The 22,935-nt window shown below is 50.7% G+C and carries 16 protein-coding genes; 12 read left to right on the plus strand and 4 right to left on the minus strand.

All coding sequences use genetic code 11. The annotated features are described in order from the left end of the window. Window positions 1-59: 59 nt before the first annotated feature. On the minus strand, window positions 60-1,640 hold the full coding sequence (locus ABWV76_RS20950) for a two-component system sensor histidine kinase NtrB (protein WP_353377138.1): 1,581 nt from the start codon (window positions 1,638-1,640) through the stop codon (window positions 60-62). Between the two features lie 92 nt (window positions 1,641-1,732). Between ABWV76_RS20950 and ABWV76_RS20955 the strand changes: the two genes are divergently transcribed. Next, on the plus strand, window positions 1,733-3,361 hold the full coding sequence (locus ABWV76_RS20955; RefSeq protein ID WP_353377139.1) for an NAD+ synthase: 1,629 nt from the start codon (window positions 1,733-1,735) through the stop codon (window positions 3,359-3,361). A 57-nt stretch (window positions 3,362-3,418) separates the two neighbouring features. Here the strand turns inward: ABWV76_RS20955 and ABWV76_RS20960 are convergent, their stop codons facing one another. Beyond that, window positions 3,419-4,369, minus strand: a complete 951-nt coding sequence (locus tag ABWV76_RS20960) for an outer membrane protein assembly factor BamD (RefSeq protein WP_051089458.1) — start codon at window positions 4,367-4,369, stop codon at window positions 3,419-3,421. Window positions 4,370-4,469: 100 nt separating this feature from the next. Here ABWV76_RS20960 and rluD point away from each other — a divergent pair, with 100 nt between their 5' ends. The 5 genes from rluD to ABWV76_RS20985 all read left to right on the plus strand — a co-directional run bounded on the left by rluD (window position 4,470) and on the right by ABWV76_RS20985 (window position 13,622). Then, window positions 4,470-5,423 (plus strand): 23S rRNA pseudouridine(1911/1915/1917) synthase RluD, encoded by a 954-nt coding sequence (gene rluD, locus ABWV76_RS20965; RefSeq protein WP_353377140.1) that lies wholly within the window; start codon window positions 4,470-4,472, stop codon window positions 5,421-5,423. A gap of 84 nt (window positions 5,424-5,507) precedes the next feature. After that, on the plus strand, window positions 5,508-6,275 hold the full coding sequence (gene pgeF / locus ABWV76_RS20970) for a peptidoglycan editing factor PgeF (protein ID WP_020411455.1): 768 nt from the start codon (window positions 5,508-5,510) through the stop codon (window positions 6,273-6,275). 281 nt (window positions 6,276-6,556) lie between these two features. After that, entirely contained in the window at window positions 6,557-9,160 is a 2,604-nt protein-coding gene (gene clpB / locus ABWV76_RS20975; RefSeq protein ID WP_020411456.1) for an ATP-dependent chaperone ClpB, read from the plus strand. A 226-nt stretch (window positions 9,161-9,386) separates the two neighbouring features. Further along, entirely contained in the window at window positions 9,387-10,526 is a 1,140-nt protein-coding gene (locus ABWV76_RS20980; RefSeq protein WP_353377141.1) for an efflux RND transporter periplasmic adaptor subunit, read from the plus strand. Window positions 10,527-10,544: 18 nt separating this feature from the next. After that, window positions 10,545-13,622: an efflux RND transporter permease subunit gene (locus ABWV76_RS20985; RefSeq protein ID WP_020411458.1), complete on the plus strand. Its 3,078-nt coding sequence runs from the start codon at window positions 10,545-10,547 to the stop codon at window positions 13,620-13,622. Window positions 13,623-13,636: 14 nt separating this feature from the next. Here ABWV76_RS20985 and ABWV76_RS20990 read toward each other — a convergent pair whose 3' ends face one another. Beyond that, window positions 13,637-14,701, minus strand: a complete 1,065-nt coding sequence (locus ABWV76_RS20990) for an AraC family transcriptional regulator (RefSeq protein ID WP_353377142.1) — start codon at window positions 14,699-14,701, stop codon at window positions 13,637-13,639. Window positions 14,702-14,952: 251 nt separating this feature from the next. On the opposite strand from ABWV76_RS20990, the gene ABWV76_RS20995 reads away from it, so the two are divergent. After that, window positions 14,953-16,170: a hypothetical protein gene (locus ABWV76_RS20995; RefSeq protein ID WP_282951710.1), complete on the plus strand. Its 1,218-nt coding sequence runs from the start codon at window positions 14,953-14,955 to the stop codon at window positions 16,168-16,170. A gap of 21 nt (window positions 16,171-16,191) precedes the next feature. Beyond that, on the plus strand, window positions 16,192-17,268 hold the full coding sequence (locus ABWV76_RS21000; RefSeq protein ID WP_282951709.1) for a hypothetical protein: 1,077 nt from the start codon (window positions 16,192-16,194) through the stop codon (window positions 17,266-17,268). Between the two features lie 19 nt (window positions 17,269-17,287). Here the strand turns inward: ABWV76_RS21000 and ABWV76_RS21005 are convergent, their stop codons facing one another. Continuing rightward, complete coding sequence (locus ABWV76_RS21005; RefSeq protein WP_282951708.1) at window positions 17,288-17,884, minus strand: DUF4124 domain-containing protein; 597 nt, start codon at window positions 17,882-17,884, stop codon at window positions 17,288-17,290. A gap of 338 nt (window positions 17,885-18,222) precedes the next feature. Here ABWV76_RS21005 and ABWV76_RS21010 point away from each other — a divergent pair, with 338 nt between their 5' ends. The 4 genes from ABWV76_RS21010 (at window position 18,223) to pssA (ending at window position 22,500) form a co-directional block, all read left to right on the plus strand. Then, complete coding sequence (locus ABWV76_RS21010) at window positions 18,223-19,959, plus strand: acetolactate synthase 3 large subunit (protein ID WP_282951707.1); 1,737 nt, start codon at window positions 18,223-18,225, stop codon at window positions 19,957-19,959. Window positions 19,960-19,970: 11 nt separating this feature from the next. Then, window positions 19,971-20,462 carry an acetolactate synthase small subunit gene (gene ilvN, locus ABWV76_RS21015; protein ID WP_020411464.1) on the plus strand — a complete coding sequence of 164 codons (492 nt, stop codon included), beginning with the start codon at window positions 19,971-19,973 and terminating at the stop codon, window positions 20,460-20,462. A 24-nt stretch (window positions 20,463-20,486) separates the two neighbouring features. Further along, complete coding sequence (ilvC, locus tag ABWV76_RS21020; protein ID WP_282951706.1) at window positions 20,487-21,512, plus strand: ketol-acid reductoisomerase; 1,026 nt, start codon at window positions 20,487-20,489, stop codon at window positions 21,510-21,512. Window positions 21,513-21,624: 112 nt separating this feature from the next. Beyond that, a complete protein-coding gene (gene pssA / locus ABWV76_RS21025; protein WP_020411466.1) occupies window positions 21,625-22,500 on the plus strand; it encodes a CDP-diacylglycerol--serine O-phosphatidyltransferase in 876 nt (291 codons plus the stop codon). Window positions 22,501-22,935 lie beyond the last annotated feature (435 nt).

Consider the following 22,935-nt stretch of genomic DNA (forward strand, 5'->3'; position numbering starts at 1 on the left):
TTGCGAATAATCGTCGAAACTTTGTGAAAAAATTCTGAGTAAGATCAAGTCACACTTATTTAGTGAGCAAATTCAACTCTAAAGCAGCTCTTGTCGTCATCGCTGCGGCAATGATACAAGCTCGCCTTATTTGTCTCACACAGTTCTTTCGCAATATATAGTCCCAGTCCACTACCACCACTACCGTTGGTGAAGAATGGCTCGTAAATCTTTGATTTATGTTCTTCGGGCACACCTGGGCCACTGTCCTTAACATCTATTTGGGTACAGGCACGTTCTTGGTTGTATTGAGCACTGACTACTGCGAATCGCTTGCCGGTGGCTATTTGGGAGTGGTGAAGGGCATTATCTGTGAGGTTGGTCATCACCTGAGTAAGTTGAGCCGCGTCAAACCGCGCTGAAAGTACTTGCTCAGGAAGCTCCAGCTGTACTTGGTCTCCACTTTTGGTACCGGCACTAAAGTCCTGGATAAACTGTTGCAACCAGGTAGCCAAGTTATGTTCTTGCGGTGCCCCTGCTTGCCTGCGTGATAGCTGCATTACATTTTCGATGATTTGGTTTACTCGCTGACTTTGCCGGCAAATGATGTCGGTCAGGTAATGATCCTCTTCGCGCAATTGTGGGGACTCTGATAGCAACTGTGCTGCATGGCTGATGGCGGAGAGAGGGTTGCGCACCTCGTGAGCGATAGAAGCTGTAAGGTGTCCTAGAGAAGCGAGTTTGAGTTTTTGGGCAGCCTCGGCCAATTTGCGATTGTCTTCAACGAATACCAGCGTACTGCAACCGCTGTCATGCTGAAGGTTGGTAAAATTGAGTTGTACTTCATTACCAGTTTCTGACTGCAGTAAAGTGCTACTGGTACTGCCATTGTTACGCCAGTCTCGGATCGCTTGGCGTAATGCATCAGATTTTTCCTTCTCTGAATGTAGGTGGCAGCCCAAAAGTTGACGTGCAGCCCTGTTAATAAGTTCGGGTTGGCTGGTGGGGCCCATCACCAGTACCCCTGTCCCCATGCGTTCGATAATCTGTTGTGCCAGCCGTTGCAGGTGTGCTGCTTGTCGGCTTTGCTGATCAGCGCGCAGATTCGCACTGCGTATACGCGCGGAGAGATATTGGAGTGCGCTAACAGTCGCAAAAAGCAGTATGCCGAGGCCTCCCGCGGCGACAATATCTTTGGTTGTGCCTTGCCCGGACATTAGGTTGTAGAGTTGTAAACCCAATACCCCCAGGCTGGCGATTGCGGCGAAGAAGGCGCTCATTCGACGGTCGAGAAGAATAGAACCGATGGAGCAATTAACGAGTAGTAGATAACCGAGACCGGAGCTGAGACCGCCACTGGCCTCGATGAGCAACAAAAATACCAGGATATCGCAGCCAAGGATCATCTCAATCTGACCGCCCCCTACTTGATAGGCGTTTTGGCGTAAGAAGACCAGCCAGCTGAAGTTGAGAAGGGTGTAGATCGCTATTGTGTAAAGAAATAGGCCTGGCAGATGAGCACCCAGCGCTCCGGCGCCAATATCAGAATAGAAAACCCCCAGCAGCACAAGTGCAATTGCCAGGCGATAAATAGCGCAGATACGCAATAGCTCATGGTGCTGGAGGGTGAGAGTATTGCTGACGGAGGAGGGACTACTCAAAGTGATTTCCCGGTATTGTTGTTGTGTTGAGCCGCTGCTGTTGCTCCGCTACAGAGGTTACAATGGCGGCCTGTATTGTCCGAGGTTTAATAATGTCTACTTTGCAGCTAGTGCTGGCACAAATCAATTCTCTCGTAGGGGATATTCCCGGCAACACCGCAAATGTGATTGAGGTGGCACGTAAGGCTCATCGAGAGCTTGGGGCCGATCTGGTCCTATTTCCGGAGCTGACCTTATGCGGCTATTCACCAGAGGATTTACTTCTGCGCCCCAGCATGCAGATACGCATTGAGGCTGCGCTGGAACAACTGAAAACGGCCCAGCTGCCCTGTGCCATCTTGGTAGGTTATCCGCGATACCGGGATGGAAAGATATTTAATATGGCGGGCCTGGTGAGTAAGGGCGAAATTGTTGCGGAATATGCCAAGCAAAAGTTACCCAACTACCAAGTATTTGATGAGAAACGCTATTTCACCAAGGGCGATAAGCCATGTGTCGTTGAAATTGAGGGTATACCTGTTGGGGTCAGTATCTGTGAGGATATTTGGCACCCTGAACCGATTCAGCAGGCTGTTGAGGCAGGTGCAAAAGTGATGCTGAATATCAATGCGTCTCCTTTTCATCGTGGCAAAGCCCAGCAACGCTTGGAGTTGCTTTCCAAACAGGCGCGTGTGGCGCAAGTCCCAATCGTATACGTGAACTGGTGCGGTGGCCAGGATGAACTGGTGTTTGATGGTGGCTCAATAGCTATAGATTGTCGGGGAGAAGTCTGCGCCAGGGCTGAGGAGTTTGCGGAGCAACTATTGCCGGTGTCGGCCTCCGAACAAAGTGGAAGGGTTACATTACTACCAGGAGATAATGCCCCCCCCCTGGATGATCTGGCAGCAGTCTATCAGGCCTTGGTACTTGGAGTGCGGGATTACGTCAATAAAAATGGCTTTAATGGCGTGGTACTGGGGCTCTCGGGGGGGATTGATTCAGCGCTGACTCTGGCGGTGGCAGTGGATGCCTTAGGTAAAGAGCGAGTGGAAGCGGTTATGATGCCTTTCCATTACACTTCTGATCTCAGTAAGAATGATGCTGCCGATCAGGCCCAGCGCCTTGGGGTGCATTACCGAGAGATCGGTATTGAGCTTATTTTTGACGCGTTTATGGGGGCTTTATCGGAAGAGTTTGCCGGTAGTGAGAGAGATACCACGGAGGAAAACCTGCAGGCTCGCTCCCGCGGTGTGCTGCTGATGGCCATTTCCAATAAGAAGGGGGCCATGGTGCTGACTACCGGCAATAAGAGTGAGATGGCCGTTGGGTATGCGACGCTGTATGGCGATATGGTTGGGGGCTTTAATGCCCTTAAAGACGTGCCCAAGGTGCTGGTATTTGAGCTTTCTCGCTATCGAAATACGGTATCAGAGGTGATACCAGAGACAGTGATCACGCGCCCACCCAGTGCAGAGCTGGCACCAGATCAGATAGACTCAGACAGCCTACCTCCTTATGAAGTCCTGGATCAGATTCTCAATCTGTATGTCGATCAGGATTTGAGTGCTGAGGAAATCATCCGTCGTGGTTTCCAACGGAGTGAAGTTGAGCGGGTTGTGCGCCTTGTAGCACGCAATGAGTACAAGCGCCGTCAGGCTGCTGTGGGGGTACGGATCTCGGAGCGAGGCTTTGGGCGGGATCGTCGCTATCCAATCACGAATGGCTGGAAGGCCGGCGAATAACTTGTTTTAGAAAGTAAAACGGCGCCGATTGGCGCCGTTCTTAGTTGTGGAGCATACCTACAGCAGCTCTGGAGGTAGGGGGGCCTCTCCACGATTGTATTCGGGGTTGTACATTTCGCGGCTATCAAAGCCCTCTGGGTCTGATTTCTCGAAAAGGCCCAGGGTTACCCGATGCACCAAGCTACGGCCACTAGCACCCTTGTAGAAGTTGTAGTTAAAGGAGCCATCTTCATTAAAGGCTGGGTGATCTGGGTAGTTGTTGCGCATAACGCTCAAGGCGTTGGCCTCTAACTCCGGCATCTCCATGAGGTTATACCCCTGTACCATCACCGCAAGGGCGTCCGGTACCGCAGGGGTCTGCTGGAAGTTTTCCACTACATAGCGGCCGCGGTTGGCGGCTGCGAGGTAGGCTCCACGCTTGAAATAATAGTTGGCTACATGGATTTCATAGCGAGCCAGCAGATTGCGCAGATGGATCATGCGTTTTTGCGCATCTGCGGCGTAGCGGCTCTCCGGATAACGGGCCATCAGCTGTGAGAAATAGGCGAAGGACTCACGTGCAGAGCCGGGGTCGCGATTGGTCAGGTCTGTCGGCATAAAGCGCTCGAACAGTCCGGTGCCCTCGGTAAAGGAAGATAGCCCCTTCATATAGTAGGCGTAATCGACATTGCGATGCTGGGGATGAAGGCGGATAAAGCGATCTGCGGCGGCGATAGCCGCATCGTTCTCATAATTGCGGTAGTAGGCGTAGATTAGCTCCAACTGGGCCTGTTCCGCATAGTTGCCGAAAGGGAAGTTATCTTCCAGGGCGCGCAGGTTCTTGATCGCCAGGTCCCACTGGCTGGTGCGCAGCTGCCGCTGCGCTGCCTCGTAGAAGGCCTGCTCTGTACGGTTGCCGCTAGGCAAGCCCTCTTCTGAGTCGTCAGTGCTGGCGCAGGCAACCAATATTGCGGACACCAAGGCCAGCCACAGCATTTTCCAGGTCTGCATAGCCCTTCGCTCTATCATTCTTACACTCTACCTTATTAAACTACCCGCCAAGATTAATCTGGCGCGTCGGACATTTAACCACAGTCGCGGTGCTGCCCAAAGTATTTGCAATTGTTTAATGAATGACCACCTAAACCTCGATATTGAAGTTCCGGCCAATTTGGCTGGTCGAAGATTAGACCAGATAGCAGCCGAATTAATTCCCGATTACTCCCGTGCGCGTTTGCAATCTTGGATTAAGGGCGGTCAACTCACCGTAAATGGTGCCCCTGCCAAGCCCAAGGATAAGCTATTTGGCGGTGAGCGGCTTAGTCTTCACGCTGAACTTGAGGTTCAAGGCGCCTGGAGCGCCGAACCCATGGATCTGAGCATTGTTTATGAAGATGACAGCCTTATGGTCATCAATAAGCCTGCAGGGATGGTAGTACATCCGGCTGCCGGAAATCCCGATGGCACCCTGTTAAACGGTCTTTTGCATCACTGTCCCTCTCAGGAGAGGATTCCCCGGGCGGGGATCGTGCATCGTCTCGACAAGGACACTAGTGGCTTGATGGTCGTGGCCAAGACCCTGTTGGCGCAAGCTAGCCTTGTAGACCAGCTAAAACAAAGAACGGTCAGTCGTCAATATGATGCTTTGGTGCAAGGAATAATTACCGGTGCGGGGCGTGTCGATGCTGCAATAGGACGCCACCGGCAAAACCGCCTGAAAATGGCTGTGCTGGACTTTGGTGGCAAGGAGGCCATTACCCATTACCAAATTCAGCAACGTTTCCGAGTGCATACACTATTGCGTTGCAAGCTGGAAACTGGACGCACCCATCAAATCCGGGTGCATATGGCTCATATTCGTCACCCACTGGTGGGTGACCCGCTATATGGGGGTAGGCCAAAGTTGCCACCAGAGGCGCCCACTGAGCTGATTGGCGCCTTACAGGGCTTTCCCCGACAGGCCCTGCATGCGGCGGAGCTCGCACTCATCCATCCCCAGTCGGGTGAGGAAATGCACTGGCGCGCCTCTATGCCTGAGGATATGCTGGCCCTACTCGACCTACTTGGACAGAATACTTACTAGGTCAGTAGCAGCACAAACTTCCACTAGAAAAGGAGTCGGGGCTTTAGAGTTCGGCTCCTATTGCCCAGGCAGAGCAGATATACCATGTCCAGTGATCATTACCTGAGTCCAGTATGGCCGGCCCCTGCCAGGGTGAGAGCATTCTCTACCTTGCGATCAGGTGGGTACAGTTCGGGGCCCCATACCTCTTTTAATCTTGCAGCGCATGTTGGTGACAGTGAGTCAGCAGTTTTGGCTAACCGCGGGCTACTGTGTGATCAGCTGGAGTTGCCGGGTGAACCACAATGGCTTGAACAAATCCACAGCGACAGGGTGGTAGACGCTCAGGGGGATGGGCTTGTGCGGACTGCCGATGCCAGCTTTAGCCTGAAAAGTGAAATTGTTTGTGCGGTGCTCACCGCCGACTGCCTTCCCGTACTTATCTGTGACAAAGCAGGCACCCGAGTGGCAGCGGCCCATGCAGGTTGGCGCGGGCTGGCTGGGGGCATTTTACGCAATACGATAACTGCCTTGGATTGCGATCCCGCAGAGCTATTGGTGTGGCTGGGGCCTGCGATTGGTCCTGAGGCCTTTGAGACTGGGGTGGATGTCCTGGAGGCCTTTTTTGAAAATGCCCAGGGTGGTGAGCATACCGAGGCTATTGCCCGCTGCTTTCAACCTCATGTAAAAAAGCCATTACATTTTCTTGCGGATATTTATGGTTTGGCTCGGGCTGAGCTAAAGGGGCTTGGTGTCGGGCATATCTACGGTGGTGAGCGCTGCACGGTGAAAGAACCTGAATACTTCTATTCCTATCGTAGGGAGAAGACTACCGGGCGTATGGCCTCACTAATCTGGCTGGCGGATAATTAATGCTGCTCATAACCTAAGGTGCAGCTAATTATTGGGCTGGCTCATATGAGGGTGCGCTTGGTTCTTTTCAAGGGGTACCGACTGACAAATGCCGAGCTTACAAAGAAATAATTACTCCCCCTTAGGAAATTAATCGAAACTTCTTGCTGTTTGATTTAAATCATTGAAAACCTTTCCCTCGCCCCTATTTTAATAGCCAACACTACACTGAATGCGTAACGCCAACCGGGCGTTATTGACGCAAAGCTATATAAGATCCCTAAGTAGGAGAGGTTGTATTCATGCGAATTGATCGGATGACAAACCCACTGCAAGCAGCTTTTGCTGATGCACAATCCATGGCTGTGGGACGGGACCACAACCAGATTTATCCGGAACATTTAATTCTTGCACTACTCAACCAGAATAATGGCAGTGTCCCGGCATTTTTATCCCAGGCCGGTTTTAACTTAAATGGCCTGCGCAATGACTTGGCCAAGAGACTAGATAATCTGCCAACTATCAGCTCCCCAACTGGGGATGTGGGCATGTCTCAGGAACTGATGCGCCTGATGAACCTAACCGATAAAAAGGCGCAACAAAATGGCGATACATTTATATCCAGTGAAACGGTCTTACTTGCAGCTTTCGACTCCGCTGCAGGGGAAATTTCTAAAATTCTCAATGCTAATGGCGACAAGAAACAGTTAGAGGCGGCGATTCAGAAAGTGCGCGGCGATGAAAAAGTGGATGATCCCAATGCGGAGGAGGCGCGCCAAGCGCTGGATAAATATACTCTCGACCTGACGGAGCGTGCACTGGCTGGCAAGCTTGATCCAGTAATTGGGCGCGATGATGAAATTCGTCGAACTATCCAGGTGTTACAGCGCCGCACCAAGAACAACCCGGTATTGATTGGTGAGCCTGGAGTAGGGAAAACGGCCATTGTGGAGGGGCTTGCACAGCGTATTGTAAATGGCGAAGTACCGGAGGGCCTGAAGGACAAGCGCCTGCTTTCCCTGGACTTGGGTGCACTGCTTGCGGGAGCCAAATTTCGCGGGGAGTTTGAGGAACGCCTCAAGGCCGTCCTGAATGAGCTATCCAAGCAGGAAGGGCGTATTATTTTATTTATTGATGAGTTGCACACCATGGTTGGCGCTGGAAAGGCAGAGGGCGCCATGGATGCCGGTAATATGCTCAAGCCGGCACTGGCTCGTGGTGAGCTGCATTGTGTCGGCGCCACCACCCTGGATGAATACCGTCAATACATTGAAAAAGATGCGGCGCTTGAGCGCCGTTTCCAGAAAGTATTGGTGGATGAGCCTACAGAGGAAGATACCATTGCAATTCTTCGTGGCCTGAAAGAACGCTATGAGGTGCATCATGGTGTCGATATTACTGACTCTGCAATTATTGCCGCGACCAAATTATCCCAGCGCTATATCACCGATCGCCAGTTACCAGACAAGGCGATCGATTTAATAGATGAAGCGGCAAGTCGTATACGTATGGAAATTGATTCCAAGCCGGAGGCGATGGATAAGCTTGAGCGCCGTCTGATCCAGCTTAAGATTGAGCGTGAGGCGGTCAAAAAAGACAAGGGCGATGAGGCCACTAAAAAGCGCCTGGCAAAGCTGGAGGAAGAAATTCTTCAACTGGAGAAAGAATACTCCGACTTGGAGGAGGTGTGGAAAGCGGAAAAAGCCCAGCTCGCAGGTAGTCACGACCTTAAAGAAAAGCTAGAGCAGGCCAAGCTGGATATGGAGTCTGCACGACGTGCCGGTGATTTAACGCGTATGTCGGAATTGCAGTACGGCGTGATTCCACAACTTGAACAACAGCTAAAGTCTGCTGCTACCCATGAGGCAGCAGAAGAGCCGCGCCTGCTACGCAACCGGGTTACCGATGAAGAAGTGGCTGAAGTGGTTTCACGCTGGACAGGTATTCCAGTTTCGAAAATGCTGGAGGGCGAACGGGAAAAACTGTTGCGCATGGAGGATGCGCTGCATAAACGGGTTATTGGACAAGCTGAAGCGGTAGATGCTGTCGCCAATGCGGTTCGCCGATCCCGCGCGGGCTTGGCGGATCCCAATCGCCCGAATGGTTCCTTCTTGTTCTTAGGGCCTACCGGGGTGGGTAAAACCGAACTCTGTAAAGCGCTGGCGCAATTTCTATTCGATACAGAGGATGCGATGGTGCGGATTGATATGTCGGAGTTTATGGAGAAACACTCCGTCGCACGCTTGATTGGTGCGCCTCCAGGTTATGTTGGCTATGAAGAGGGCGGTTATTTAACCGAGGCGGTGCGTCGCAAGCCTTATTCGGTGGTTCTGCTAGACGAGGTGGAGAAGGCTCATCCGGATGTATTTAATATTCTTCTTCAGGTCCTTGATGATGGTCGCCTGACCGATGGTCAGGGCCGCACTGTGGATTTTCGCAACACTGTGGTGGTGATGACCTCCAACCTGGGTTCTGACCTAATACAGAAGTATGCAACGGCTGAAAATGGCGACGACCTAGATGCGGAGATTCGCTATCGCCAGATGAAAAATGCAGTGATGGAGGTGGTTAGCAATCATTTCCGTCCAGAGTTCATCAACCGTATCGATGAGGTTGTGGTTTTCCACCCTCTCGACAAAGGGGAAGTACGTTCTATTGCGGAGATTCAGCTGAGGCAACTATGTCGCCGCCTCAGCGAGCGTGACTTGAAGCTGGAGGTATCCGAGGCGCTACTGGATAAACTGGCGGAAGTTGGTTTTGACCCGGTTTACGGTGCGCGTCCACTCAAGCGAGCTATCCAGATGTGGCTGGAAAATCCCCTGGCACAGGATGTATTGGCTGGAAAATTTGCGCCCGGTGCTACCATTCACGCTGATGTTGAGGGTGATAAGGCCGTCTTTCATTAGTTATTTGATCGCGATGGCGCCAGCGATAGCTGGCGCCACATACTTACCGTGCAGCCTGACGTCTTTTCTCCTCTTTAAATTCTCTTAGGCTGTTTTCGCGTGCCATGAGGCGAGGGCCTAGCGGCACTTATCGTATTTTCTTTATAAACTAAACTTTGTGGTCCGATAAAGATCGGGGTTGTTCTCGCCTGAATTCTCCTGACTCATCGATCTATGGCATTTTCTGTTGAGTGATCGGGGGTACATTATCAGTAAACGCATGGTATTAATGCTGCTGGGATGCTTACTATTGTTTGGCGGTATTTTTGCTTATAAGTTTTTTGGCCGCTACATGATGAATCAGTTTCTCGACACCATGTCTCTACCGGTGGCTACCGTCACCTCCGCCACTGCACAAATCCAGAACTGGCGTGAGGATCTGAGTGGAGTTGGAACAGTTCGCGCGGTAAATGGCGTCGAAGTCACTACTGAGGCTGAGGGTGTCGTCAGCGCCATTCATTTTAAGTCAGGACAATTTGTGCATGGTGGAGATCTTCTGGTAGAAATTTTTGCTGAACCGGAAAAAGCTCAGTTAAAGGTGCTGGATGCAGAGTTACGTCTTGCACGGCGCAATTATGTCCGTATTAAAACCTTAACCAAGCGTGGAGTTACTACTGAAGCAGATCTGGATAGTGCTCAGAGTACTTTGGATCAGGTAATTGCCAATATTCAAGTACAGCGAGCTAGGGTTGATCAGCGCCGTGTGGTGGCACCTTTCAGTGGTGTGCTCGGTATTCGCCGTATCGACTTGGGTGAAAATGTCAGTCCCGGTGAGGCGGTAGTTTCCCTGCAACAGCTGAATCCTATCTTTGTGGACTTTTCTCTGCCAGAGCAAAAATATTCAATGGTTAAGGCGGGGTTGCCGATTTACCTGACTACAGATGCATTCCCCGGTAATACCTATCGTGGGAAAATCACCGCTGTTGACCCTCGCGTAGATAATGCCAGTCGCAATTTCCTTATTCAGGCAACCCTAGACAATCCAAAAAAACACTTGCGCCCGGGCATGTTTGCCCAAGTCTCAGTAGAAATTGATGCGAGTCGACGGGTTTTGGCCGTACCCCGAACATCTTTGGTTTTTGCACCTTATGGGGTGTCAGTTTTTGTTTTGGAAAAAGATGATGCAAGCGGAGAGTTAATCGCGAATAAGCGCTTTGTGAAGACGGGTGAGGAGCGCGGAGATATGGTGGAAATTGTGCAGGGACTTCAAGAGGGAGATATTATCGCTAGTAGTGGTTTGCTAAAACTTCGCAATGGTAAACGGGCCAATATTAACAACGAAAATAAACCGCCGGAAAATTTACATCCAAAACCTGGCAACAGTTGATTCCCTCCGAGAGCAGCGGTGAATTTTACTGAGATTTTTATTCGTAAACCGGTACTGGCTTGTGTGGTCAGTCTATTTATTTTTCTGTTGGGGTTGCGTTCAATTGCCGAGTTGAATGTGCGCCAATACCCCAAACTGGAAAATGCGGTCATCACAGTGACTACCGTATATGTGGGTGCTGATTCCGACCTAGTCCAGGGGTTTATCACCACGCCCTTGGAGCAGGAAATTGCCACTGCAGATGGCATTGACTATATGGTGTCTACCAGTGTGCAGGGGCTTTCTACCATCAATGCCTATGTGCGCTTTGATTTTGACCCTAATGAGGTTTTGACCCAGATAGTTGCCAAGGTGAACAAACTGCGTAGCGATCTCCCTGATGAGTCGGAAGACTCCAGTGTGGAGATGCAGCAGGGGGAAACTACGGCGGCAATGTATCTGTCATTTTCTTCAAATATTCTTGCCAATAACCAGATCACCGATTATTTGACTCGGGTAGTGCAGCCAAAGCTGGCCACTATTGCCGGGGTGCAGCGTGCTAGATTACTCGGTGATAGCACCTTTGCCATGCGCGCCTGGCTAAAACCCAGGGAAATGGCAGCACTTGAGGTAACCCCGGCAGATATTGCCAATGCCTTGCGGGATAACAATGTTCTCTCTGCAGTGGGTGCGACTAAGGGTTCGCGGGTTGCCATGGAAATTCGAGCGGATACGGATATAGCCAAACAAATAGACTTTCGTCAGTTGGTGGTACGTGCATCCGGTGACCAGCTGGTGCGCCTTGGGGACGTGGCAGAAATAGAATTAGGTGCAGAATCCTATGACAGTTCGGTGACCTTTAACGGGCAGTCGGCCACCTTTATTGCAGTGGAGGTTGCGCCCAATGCAAACACTCTTGATGTTATTAAGCGAGTTAGAAAGAAGCTTGAAGGTGAGATTTTTCCGCAACTGCCGGAGGGGATGCTAGGAGAAATTCCCTATGACAGCACGGAGTATATTCAGGATTCGATTACTGAAGTGGTGGAGACCATCATTGAGGCTGTCATCATTGTTATCGTGGTGATCTATTTGTTTCTTGGTTCCTTACGCAGTGTTTTGATTCCAGCTGTGGCTCTGCCCCTATCCTTGGTAGGAGCAATGTTTCTCATGTTGTTGATGGGTTTTTCCATCAACTTATTGACGCTTCTCAGTATGGTTCTGGCTATAGGAATAGTGGTGGATGATGCCATTATCGTTCTAGAAAATGTCCACCGGCATATAGAGGAGGGATTATCGCCAAGGGAGGCGGCTATCGTTGGCGCACGTGAACTGGCCTGGCCAGTAGTTGCTATGACCACCACGCTGATTGCTGTTTATATCCCTATAGGTTTTCTTGGAGGGCTGACTGGCACTCTATTTATTGAATTTGCTTTTTCCCTTGCCGGTGCCGTGCTTTTGTCTGGAGTTGTGGCACTCACACTATCACCAATGATGGCTTCGAGAATATTAAAGCCCAGGGATGGAGGTGGGACTCGCTTGGAAGCTTGGTTAGAGCGACAATTTGGGCATTTACAAAAAGGATTTGAAAAGCGTTTGCATAACTCTCTGGAAGAACGCGGAGTGATTTTGGTATTTGGCTTAATTGTTTTGGCAAGCTGTTACTTTCTATTCGTTACTTCACCGCGAGAATTGGAGCCAACAGAGGATCGTGGTCTTGTGCTCACTATTTCCACTGCCGATGCCTATGCAACTCTGGATTATGTAGAGCAATTCAGTGGGGAATTGGTGGATATTGCCGAGAGTTACAGTGAGGTCGAGAATATTTTTCTGCTTAATGGGGCCGGCACTTTTAGTAGCGGAGTCAATAATGCCACTGCGGGGTTTGTACTTGGTTCATGGGAAAAGCGCGATAAAGATACTGAGCAGATGCAGGAACTGATTAGTAAGGATGTAGCGCAAATTGCGGGCTTGAAAGTTGCTGTTGTAGTGCCGCCGAGCTTGCCCACTGCGGGGGGGCAATTACCGGTGGAATTCGTGATTGGTGCCACTGAGCCAATGGAAAACCTTGCGTCTGTTGCCAGCGAGATAATGACGCAAGCTCTCGAAAGCAGAAAATTTATTTTTCTCGATTCAGACCTGAAGATAGATAAACCAAAGATTGTGGTTGAAATAGACAGGGATAAGGCTGCCACTATGGGTGTAGAAATGGTGGACCTTGGGCGCGATCTGGGGGCCATGTTATCAGGTGCCTATATCAATCGCTTTTCCTTGGATAATCGCAGTTATAAAGTAATTCCTCAGGTGGAGCGGATTGATCGTCTCACTGCAGAACAGCTGGGGCAGTATTATATCCGGGCGGTTAATGGTGACCTGGTTCCGGTTAGTACACTGGTCCGCCTTAAGGAAACAGTAGAGCCACAGCAGCTAAAACGTTTTCAGCAGCTCAATGCTGTGACTATTTCCGGAGTGCCACGCCCGGGGGTCACCCTGGGGGAGGCTTTATCGGTTTTGGATAACGCTGCTCAGGAAATATTACCAGAGGAGTATTCTGTGGATTACTCGGGCCAGTCCCGTCAATTTAAGACAGAGGGCTCGGACTTAGTAGTGACTTTTTTCTTTGCACTCGTTGTTATTTATCTGGTATTGGCAGCACAATTTGAGTCCTGGCGTGACCCACTGATTATGTTGGTTACTGTGCCTATGAGTGTTTGTGGGGCAATGATCTTTGTCAGCCTGGGACTTACTACATTGAATATTTATACTCAGGTGGGCTTGGTCACTTTGATCGGGGTTATTTCCAAGCACGGTATATTAATTGTGGAATTTGCCAATAAATTACAGATGGGGGGGATGGACAAGCGTACGGCTATTGAAGAGGCTACCTCTATTCGACTGCGGCCGGTATTGATGACTACGGCATCATTGGTTCTAGCTATGGTTCCCCTATTAATTGCTTCAGGCCCAGGTGGAGGAGCCCGCTTTGCAATGGGGTTAGTAGTCGCGACCGGAATGACTATCGGTACTCTATTTACCCTATTTGTGGTACCAGCCATGTACCTTTATCTGGGGCGGGATTATCGAGCAAAGGCGGAGGCTGTTGGAGTTATTAAAGGGTAGCTCGATAAATGGTTTCACGCATTAAGCGTGTCCCCTGAAGTATTACTGCGCCTGAACTCGCTGGGAGTAACACCTTCGTGCTTTTTAAAAAACCGGGTAAATACTGCACGTTCGGCAAAGTGCAGTTTAACTGCAATGCTCTCTACTGATTCGCTGCTGGATAACAACAGGCGCTTGGTGAGAGCTAGAGTGACACTATCTTTTAGCTGTTGAAAAGTTACCCCCTGTTCACGCAATCTCCGCTGCAGGGTACGACCGCTGGTACGGAAATGGGCGGCGGCTTGCTTGATCGTGATCTCTTCGCTCAGCAGGTGTTTTTCCAGCCAGGAACGCAGGCTCGCAGCTAGGTTGTAGCTCGACAAAGTACTGTGTAATACGGTTTTCAAAATATTGCGGCTCTGGCTGCGTAGTAGCTTGTGGTAGCTGGGAATAGGAAAGTCCAGGGTTTGTGGTCCCAGGATAATGGAGTTTTCCCTGCTGCCGAATTCGACCGGGCATTGGAAAATACGGGTATAGATAGTGTCGTCTTCTGGTTTTGTCCTGCGCAGTTTTGCACCGCGAACTTCAGCGAACTGGGGGTTCAAGGTGCGTAATAACTCCACAGCGCGGGTCATCAACATTTCTGCGATAAATGCATTTACAGAATCACTGAATAACTCTTGGCGCCAGTTCAGGGTAAGAATTTCTGAATCTGTTTCTGTTCGCGTTTCAAAACGCAGTAGGGGGGCCAGGGTTTGTGACAGCACAATTTCGGCGGGACGCAGAATTTCCCGCGGGCGCCGTAGAGATGGCTGTGCCTCAATGATGGTTTCCTCAAGCCACAGAATGATTGGAAATCGGCTAAAGCTGAGTCCCGGTGAGGAGACTGGAGAAAGCGCTACCAGGTTATTCACTAGGGCATTGAATTCGCTATAGCTGAGCCGCTCGCTTTCGCGAGGATTCCAACTGAATGCAAATGGCAGGCGCTTGATCAGGGTCTCGGTTGGAATTCCGAGCCTGGCGGCAGCGACTACAAAGTAGGGGGCAAATATTTTGGGCACGCCGGCATGGCCGGACTTATTTTTATTTTGGTCTCTCATGACTCTTTGCCGTCCGGGTGGCGTTGGCAGGATCATAGCAAAGGCGTCCTAAACAACGAAAATAAAAATGCGGAATATGACGAGTCGGTCGCGTCAGGTGGCGTGCTTGGTCATCTTCTGGCGCCATTAATCCTATTACCAGCCCAGCGTCTGCGGCTAACGTGCAGGGGTCTGCAGCGAAAAGTAGAGAAAAATTCACGAAACCCTGCAGTCATAAATTTCTACTTATAAAACTATAAAGGCTAATAACAATGACACTGTCTAAACGACTGGGCGCAGGCCTGTCTGTTTTTTTCGCTGCGATGATGGGCGCTTCTTCAGCGGTAGCTGAGAACTGCTATATCCTGGTCCACGGACATGGAGTTGAAGGGCACACAACCAGCGTCAAAGCTGATGGGAGTTTAGTGCAGCCAGCACTGGACTATTGGAGTGAAACCTACTTTGACGAGTATAAAAACAGCAGTTTTATAGACCAGCTGGTAGCGAATGGCGGTAATTACGGTGTGGTAGGCTACAACTCCACCGATGAAGGTGAATTGCCTTATTGGCACGATCAGACTTCCGGGGAAATTGCCCGTCAAATTATTCAGATACGTAATGGGGAAGGTGATCGCTTCGAGCACGGTAACCAATGTGCTGCCAATGATACTTTCTGGATTGTTTCCCATAGCCAGGGCGCTGCACAAATGATGTATATAGCCGGGAATGCTGTGGTGGGCTCTCCTTACTACAATCGTGCTTATAAGCAGTACGATACCAACACTGAGATGCAAGAGGTTAAAAAATGCTCGACCACCTGGTATGGCAGCACCAGCTGTAAAAAGGTGACTGAAGAAGTACGAGTGGCCGGACTCAGTGATAGTAATGCGATTGAAGTTGATTTCGACACTGCGATTAGTGGTGTAGCGGCGATTTTCACCACCGGAGGTGCGATCACCGGCACTGAGGGTGTGGATCGTATTTGTAATGGCTCCTGGTATGACGATGTTATCAATGATCTTTTCCTAGGCCGGGAGTGTTCTGCAGTACGCTATATGCAGACCAATGACATCTATACAGTGCGTAACTACGTGGGCACTAACCTGGGAGCACCTGTTTATACGATTGGTGGCTACGCCACTTTCCCAGGCGTAGAGAGTGCTTCCTCAGCCCTGCTGAATGGTGAAGATGATGGTTATATTAACCTTGCTTCGCAGATGAACTGCGCTGGCTCTGGTAAACGTAATCTCTGGTCCAACCTGAAGCAATACGACACCTTTATGGGTATTGCCTATGGTAGTGCGACTTTCTCATGCAATAACGACAACAAAGGTACTGCGCGCTCCTATAACCTCGCCAGCATTCATGTTGACCATGACGCCCAGCGCAATGGCGGTATCATGTCTCCAGGCTACGATGGTATCCCCGATGGCCTGGATTGTGGTGTGGGTAAAAATAGTGCCGGTCGTATCGCAGCTTGTACTCAATAAATATTTGTCAGGAGCAAGTAGATGTCCGTCAGCAGTAAACAACGTAACAAGAGGCGTACAGCCTTAGTTGTCAGTGTCCTATTTATTGCCGCTGCCATTTTTTTCTGGCGAGTGGGGAATAGTGGGGACCTGCCCACCGCGGTTGCTGCTGAAGCTAAAACAGTTTTTCCGTCCCTTCCCAAACAGGTGGAGATAAAAGAGTCTCAGGTGGAAAAGGAAGAGCTGGTTGATGATGAGTCCATCAAAGTTTGGCAAGAAATTCAGGCGCGTCCAGTAAAAACTGAATTACATCAGTCCCTGCTATCTGATCTAGCAAAGTTCCACCGTTACCCACCGGAGAACCGCGCTATCAAGAACCCCTCTCAGGATCCAATCACCCAGACCCATGCGCCAGATCAGCGCACCACTCATAGTGACAATGGTGATGCATTAACACTGTGGACTGAAAGAAAATTCTATTCCTATGGTGAAGTGCTGAGAGCTTATGCCTTTCAGACTGACAGCGACGGGGCTAAGGTGCCCGCAGATCTGACCGCGCTAATGGTTCTGGACGATCAGCAGGTAGTGGGAACCCTGACATTTAGCGATACAAATGGTGATTTAATTTACGAGGTGGAAATGGAGGCTGGCTCCTATCAGGGGCAGCCTCTGCCAGCTGGCATCTACAAAATCATTGTGGATACGGATATTGACGGTCTGCGTGATGCAGCCGCTTTTACTCTGTCGGAGGATACCGGGAGCTATACCGGGAACCTAAGGGATTCATTGACCTCCGAGGGCAATCTGCTTATCGAGGCTGAGGTGGAAATCCTTGAGCAGGGCCGCTTTTATTTCCGCGCCTCCCTTTATAATGATGAGCAGTCATCTATTGGCACAACCCAGAACGCCCTGCAGCTTCCTCCAGGACGCCACTGGATACCCTTCGACTTTTATGGCCTCATGATCCGCGATGCCGATCAGGATGGCCCCTACCTCGTGAAGCAGTTAAGTATTTCCAGAGTCACAGTGCCTCGAACGGAAAGGCTTTTCGAGCCAGGATACTACACCGAACGCTACAGCCTGGAGCAGTTCAACGATACTCCCTATAAAGAGCTGTAGCGGCAATTATTCGCGGGAATTAGCAGTTCTCGCGAATGCTCTTTTGTTCTTGGTTAATACGTTGCTGCCTCTCATCCTCACCGAGCACGCGGTGATTGCCGTTCTCGTCGACTTCCCTAACGCGTGCATGGCTGGTCAGCGCCTTTAAGTTATCCTGCGAATTTTGACAGCGTTGCGCGCGTGCGGCTGCTTGGGCACGGGCAACCTGCTCGTCTACTTCTGAAGGTTGTTGAGGAGTGGGCTGGCCTTGAGGCTGAGTTTCAATTGCAGGTTTGGTGGTTTTTGCTTCTTTCGCAGCTCGGGTCGCTTGTTGCTCCGCTTCCCACTGCTTGTAACGCTCTGATTTAGGTTTCTTGATTACCTCTACTTCGGTACTGCTAGGTGGCTGCTCGCCGAAATGCACGACCCCATTTTCGTCCACCCATTTGTAGATGCCGCTGGCCTGTGCTGTTAGCGCCAGGCTGGAAATTAGCATTGCGAGAGCGATGCGCATTGGAGTACCCCTCTTGGTCTTATCTTTCCTTACTGGCCACATTGTAACTGCGTCAGGGGTTTTTCCTGCAACCCTCTTAACACTTTCAGTCACGCCTATTGACAGCAAGGGAGCAGTTGGCACAATCGAAAGTTTCCTCGGCGAGTAGTAGTCACCGCAGACTCGCGGTCCAGACGCTGATTTTCAGGTGGATTACCCTTCCATCACATTTCCGTCGAGAGGCTCTCCCTACCCCTGGAGGCCTGCTAGCCTGCAACTTGGACACGGTTGTGTCTGGTTTCGGCTGGGTGTTTTGCTGTGCGCGATGATTTCATCCTAAAAATCGGCATGCAAACACGCAACAGGCTGATATTTGTCACCATTTTCTTTTATAATCGCCATTTAGCATTCTCGTTATATGGTGGATTCATGGCTTCTTGGTGATGTCTGTCCTACCAAGCAAGAAAACTGAGGAGACTCAAGTGGAATTACTTTCCGGCGGCGATATGTTGGTTCGCGCGCTGCAGGATGAAGGGGTAGATCTGATTTTCGGCTACCCAGGCGGCTCGGCACTGCATATATATGATGCTATTTTCAGGCAGAAGTCGATAAAGCACATTCTGGTGCGCCACGAGCAGGGTGCGACTCATGCCGCGGATGGCTACGCCCGCTCGACAGGCAAGGTGGGTGTGGTACTTGTGACTTCTGGTCCGGGTGCAACCAATGCGATCACCGGGATTGCGACCGCCTATATGGATTCAATTCCCATGGTGGTGATTTCAGGTCAGGTTACATCTGACAAGATCGGCGAAGATGCGTTTCAGGAAACTGATATGGTCGGCTGTTCGCGTCCGATTGTGAAACATAGTTTCCTGGTTAAGAACGCTGAAAACATTCCCGAAATTATCAAGAAGGCCTTTTATATTGCCAATACAGGTCGCCCTGGCCCCGTCGTGGTTGATGTGCCCAAGGATGTGACTAACCCGGCAGAACGATACCCTTATCAGTATCCTGAAAAGTTGCGCATGCGCTCCTATACCCCGGCAGGCAAAGGACATGGTGGGCAGATACGCAAAGCGGTGGCGCTGCTGTTGTCGGCGCGTCGACCGGTGATCTATGCCGGTGGTGGCGTAGTTCAGGGCGGAGGTTCGGAGCTGCTTACTGAATTGGCCCGTCGATTGAATTTTCCCGTGACCAACACATTGATGGGGCTGGGAGCTTACCCAGGTAGTGATAAGCGCTTCCTGGGCATGCTGGGAATGCACGGCACTTTTGAAGCCAATACCGCTATGCACCATGCAGATGTGATCCTGGCGGTGGGAGCGCGCTTCGATGATCGCGTCACCAATACCCCGAGTAAATTCTGTCCCGGTGCCAAGATTATTCATATCGATGTTGATCCGGCCTCCATTTCAAAGACCATCGTTGCCGATATTCCTATTGTTGGCACTGTGCAATCGGTGCTGTCCGAGATGCTGGACACCCTTAAATCTGGCGATGAGCAACCGGACCAGTCGGCAATAGTGGACTGGTGGCGCCAGATCGACGATTGGCGTGAGCGTCACGGTCTCTACACGGCGCCGCGTTACCAAACCGACGGTGCACTGATTATGCCGCAAGACGTAATTCGCGCGGTATACGATATTACCGAGGGCGATGCTTACGTTACCTCGGATGTAGGCCAGCACCAGATGTTTGCTGCCCAGTATTATCACTTCGATAAGCCGCGCCGATGGATTAATTCCGGTGGTCTCGGCACCATGGGTTTTGGTTTGCCCGCAGCTCTGGGGGTGAAAATTGCCCACCCGGATAAAGAGGTAGTGTGCGTAACAGGGGAGGGCAGTATCCAGATGTGTATCCAGGAGCTGTCCACCGCTACTCAATACCATTTACCGGTCAAAATCCTCTGCCTTAACAACCAGGCCCTCGGCATGGTGAAGCAGTGGCAGGAAATGCAGTACGAGGGACGCCTCTCCAACAGCGTCTACGAGGAATCTCTTCCGGACTTTGTAAAGCTTGCCGAAGCTTACGGTCACCTCGGGGTCAAGATTGAGCACCGAGATGAACTGCATGGAAAACTGCAGGAAGCTTTTGCAGAAAAAAATCGCACGGTATTTATCGATGTCTATGTCGACCCATCTGAGCACGTGTACCCGATGCAGGTCATGCCAAACGGCTCTATGCGTGACATGTGGCTCAGCAAAACCGAGCGGACCTAGGGGGCAGGGCAATGCGAAGAATTATTTCGGTACTGATGGAAAATGAACCGGGCGCCTTGTCTCGTGTAGTAGGGCTGTTTTCCCAACGTGGCTACAACATTGAAAGCCTAACGGTGGCACCGACAGAAGATGCCACCCTATCGCGCCTTACCATGGTGACCATTGGTGATGATCACAAGATTGAGCAGATAACCAAAAACCTGAACAAGTTGATTGATGTGGTGAAACTGGTGGACCTGACGGAGGGGTCTCACATTGAGCGTGAATTACTGATGGTGAAGGTGCGTGCGAATGGCGCCCAGCGCGATGAGGTAAAGCGCAGTGTGGATATCTTCCGCGGCCAGATTGTGGACGTCACCAGCAATATGTACACCGTACAGGTGGCCGGTACCAGTGAAAAGCTCGATGCATTTCTTCAGGCACTTGGCGAGCACACGATTATGGAAGTTGTCCGCTCAGGAGTATCCGGAATCGCCCGGGGTGAAAAAGTTTTAAGTGTATAGATGGCAGGAAACAGGAATTTAGCAATGCATGTTTATTACGATAAAGATTGTGATCTCTCTTTAATTCGCGAAAAAAATGTAGCGATTATCGGTTATGGTTCCCAGGGCCACGCTCACGCCAATAATCTTCAGGATTCCGGCGTGACCAATGTAGTTGTAGGTCTGCGTGCGGGTTCCGGTTCTTGGGCTAAGGCAGAAAGTGCCGGGCTGCGTGTAGCTGAAGTGGCAGATGCGGTTAGAGATGCAGACGTGGTTATGATTCTGGCACCGGATGAGTACCAGGCCAACATCTATAAAGAGCAAGTGGCTCCAAACCTTAAGTCGGGTGCCGCTCTCGCTTTTGCGCATGGTTTTAATGTGCATTTTGAACTCATTGAACCGCCGGCGGATGTCGATGTAATTATGGTTGCCCCCAAGGGCCCGGGCCACACCGTGCGTTCTACCTATCTTGAAGGCGGCGGCGTTCCGACCTTAATTGCTGTATATCAGGATGCATCGGGTAAAGCCAAAGAGCTCGCCCTTTCCTATGCGTCTGCAAATGGTGGTGGCCGCTCAGGGATTATTGAAACCAACTTCCGCGAGGAGACCGAAACGGATCTGTTTGGTGAACAGGCTGTGCTCTGTGGAGGTGTTTCTGCTTTGGTAACTGCAGGTTTTGAAACTCTGGTTGAAGCGGGTTATGCGCCTGAAATGGCCTATTTTGAATGCCTGCATGAACTCAAGTTGATCGTTGACCTGATGTATCAGGGCGGAATAGCGGACATGCGCTATTCTATTTCGAATACCGCTGAGTATGGTGATTATGTAACTGGTCCACGCATCGTAACTGACGAAACCAAGGCTGAAATGAAGCGTGTGCTGAAAGATATTCAGACCGGCAAGTTTGCTAAAGACTTTATGCTTGAATCTCTAGCTGGGCAGCCACGACTGAAAGCTGAGCGCCGAATTGGTTCTGAACATGAAATTGAACAGGTAGGTGCCAAATTGCGTGCAATGATGCCCTGGATTAAGGCAAACAAGATTATCGATCGGACTGAAGGCAATAACTGATCGATACATCACAGAAAAAACGGCGGGGATACCCGCCGTTTTTTTTTGCCCTGTGCGCGCACTTGGCAATGGCGTACACTCGCTGGCTGCAAAATGCATTAACGGAGAATCTATGAGCCTTCAAGGGGATGAAAAGAAACCCGCGGACTCAATGAATGCAGCGGGCGAAGAAATTCGTCTACCTGTCGATGAGCATATTGAGGAAGAGGTTGCGGCAAACGGTAAAAAAGTTCGTGCCCGTGGCGTTTATCTGCTACCTAACCTGATTACCACCGGTGCACTTTTTAGTGGCTTTTACGCAATTGTCGCTGGAATGGATGGTAATTTTGAAGCTGCGGCCATCGCCATTTTTGTCGCTATGGTACTTGACGGCCTGGATGGGCGTGTAGCGCGCCTAACTGATACCCAGAGCGCCTTTGGTGTGCAATACGACTCCCTTTCCGACATGGTGTCTTTTGGTTTGGCGCCGGCACTGGTTGCGTTTAGCTGGGCGTTGAAAACCCTGGGGAAGTTTGGCTGGGCAATTGCTTTTTTATACGCGGCTTGTGCCGCCCTGCGTCTGGCCCGCTTTAATACCCAGGTGGATACCGTAGATAAAGGGGTATTTATTGGCCTTGCCAGCCCCACCGCCGCAGCTATCGTAGCCAGTATGGTCTGGTCTGGTCACGATGTTGAGGTCGGCCCTGCGCTGGCAATTATTGCGGCGCTTGTGACTGCAGCTGCCGGTTTGTTGATGGTCTCCAATTTCCACTACACGAGCTTTAAGGGGCTCGATTTCAAGGGCAGGGTGCCTTTTGTAATGATGTTGGCTGTAATTCTTATTTTCAGCCTGGTGACTATTGACCCTGCTGGAGTATTGCTGACCCTGGCTGTGCTCTACACCTTATCGGGTCCGTCTATGTGGTTATGGGGCCTTCTTCATCCCAAGCCGGCAAGTGGGGCGGTAGAAAGTGACAGCGTGAAAGCGAAAGATAAGGAGCAGCGCTAGTCTCAAATAATTCCGCTTGGGATTCTCCTCGCTGACCTTAGTATTGTTATGCGGGAGTGCGAACTAACACGGAGTGTGATCGTCGGGAGGTCGGATGCGGCCTCATAACTCCCCCAAAAAAAGAGGGCTGTGCAACAGCCGAAAAAAAGTCTTGCACAGAAGCACAGTAATCCGTATAGTTCGCGCCCTCGCTGCTTGAGACAGCAGTGAGGGGTCAGCTCCAAGTAATTGATTTTCTTAAGAAAATTTCTTCAAAAAGAGCTTGCCAAGCACGGAGAGGTCGCTATAATGCGCACCACTTCAAGCAGGGGCGGAAACAACCTTGCCGGGATTTGAAAAGCGCTTTGAGCAGTTCAAATCACCGAAAAAAAGCTGCAAAAAATCACTTGATTCAGCAGCCCGGATGTGTAGAATACGCGTCCCGCAGTTAGAGCC

The organism is Microbulbifer sp. NBRC 101763, assembly GCF_040371615.1.
GTDB classification, from domain to species: Bacteria; Pseudomonadota; Gammaproteobacteria; order Pseudomonadales; family Cellvibrionaceae; genus Microbulbifer; species Microbulbifer variabilis.

Coding starts and splice junctions, on each gene's coding strand:
- ABWV76_RS20955 (WP_353377139.1), top strand. CDS start 1,733: ATGTCTACTTTGCAGCTAGTGCTGGCACAAATCAATTCTCTCGTAGGG.
- ABWV76_RS20960 (WP_051089458.1), bottom strand. CDS start 4,369: ATGATAGAGCGAAGGGCTATGCAGACCTGGAAAATGCTGTGGCTGGCC.
- rluD (WP_353377140.1), top strand. CDS start 4,470: ATGAATGACCACCTAAACCTCGATATTGAAGTTCCGGCCAATTTGGCT.
- pgeF (WP_020411455.1), top strand. CDS start 5,508: ATGTCCAGTGATCATTACCTGAGTCCAGTATGGCCGGCCCCTGCCAGG.
- clpB (WP_020411456.1), top strand. CDS start 6,557: ATGCGAATTGATCGGATGACAAACCCACTGCAAGCAGCTTTTGCTGAT.
- ABWV76_RS20990 (WP_353377142.1), bottom strand. CDS start 14,701: ATGAGAGACCAAAATAAAAATAAGTCCGGCCATGCCGGCGTGCCCAAA.
- ABWV76_RS20995 (WP_282951710.1), top strand. CDS start 14,953: ATGACACTGTCTAAACGACTGGGCGCAGGCCTGTCTGTTTTTTTCGCT.
- ABWV76_RS21000 (WP_282951709.1), top strand. CDS start 16,192: ATGTCCGTCAGCAGTAAACAACGTAACAAGAGGCGTACAGCCTTAGTT.
- ilvN (WP_020411464.1), top strand. CDS start 19,971: ATGCGAAGAATTATTTCGGTACTGATGGAAAATGAACCGGGCGCCTTG.
- ilvC (WP_282951706.1), top strand. CDS start 20,487: ATGCATGTTTATTACGATAAAGATTGTGATCTCTCTTTAATTCGCGAA.
- pssA (WP_020411466.1), top strand. CDS start 21,625: ATGAGCCTTCAAGGGGATGAAAAGAAACCCGCGGACTCAATGAATGCA.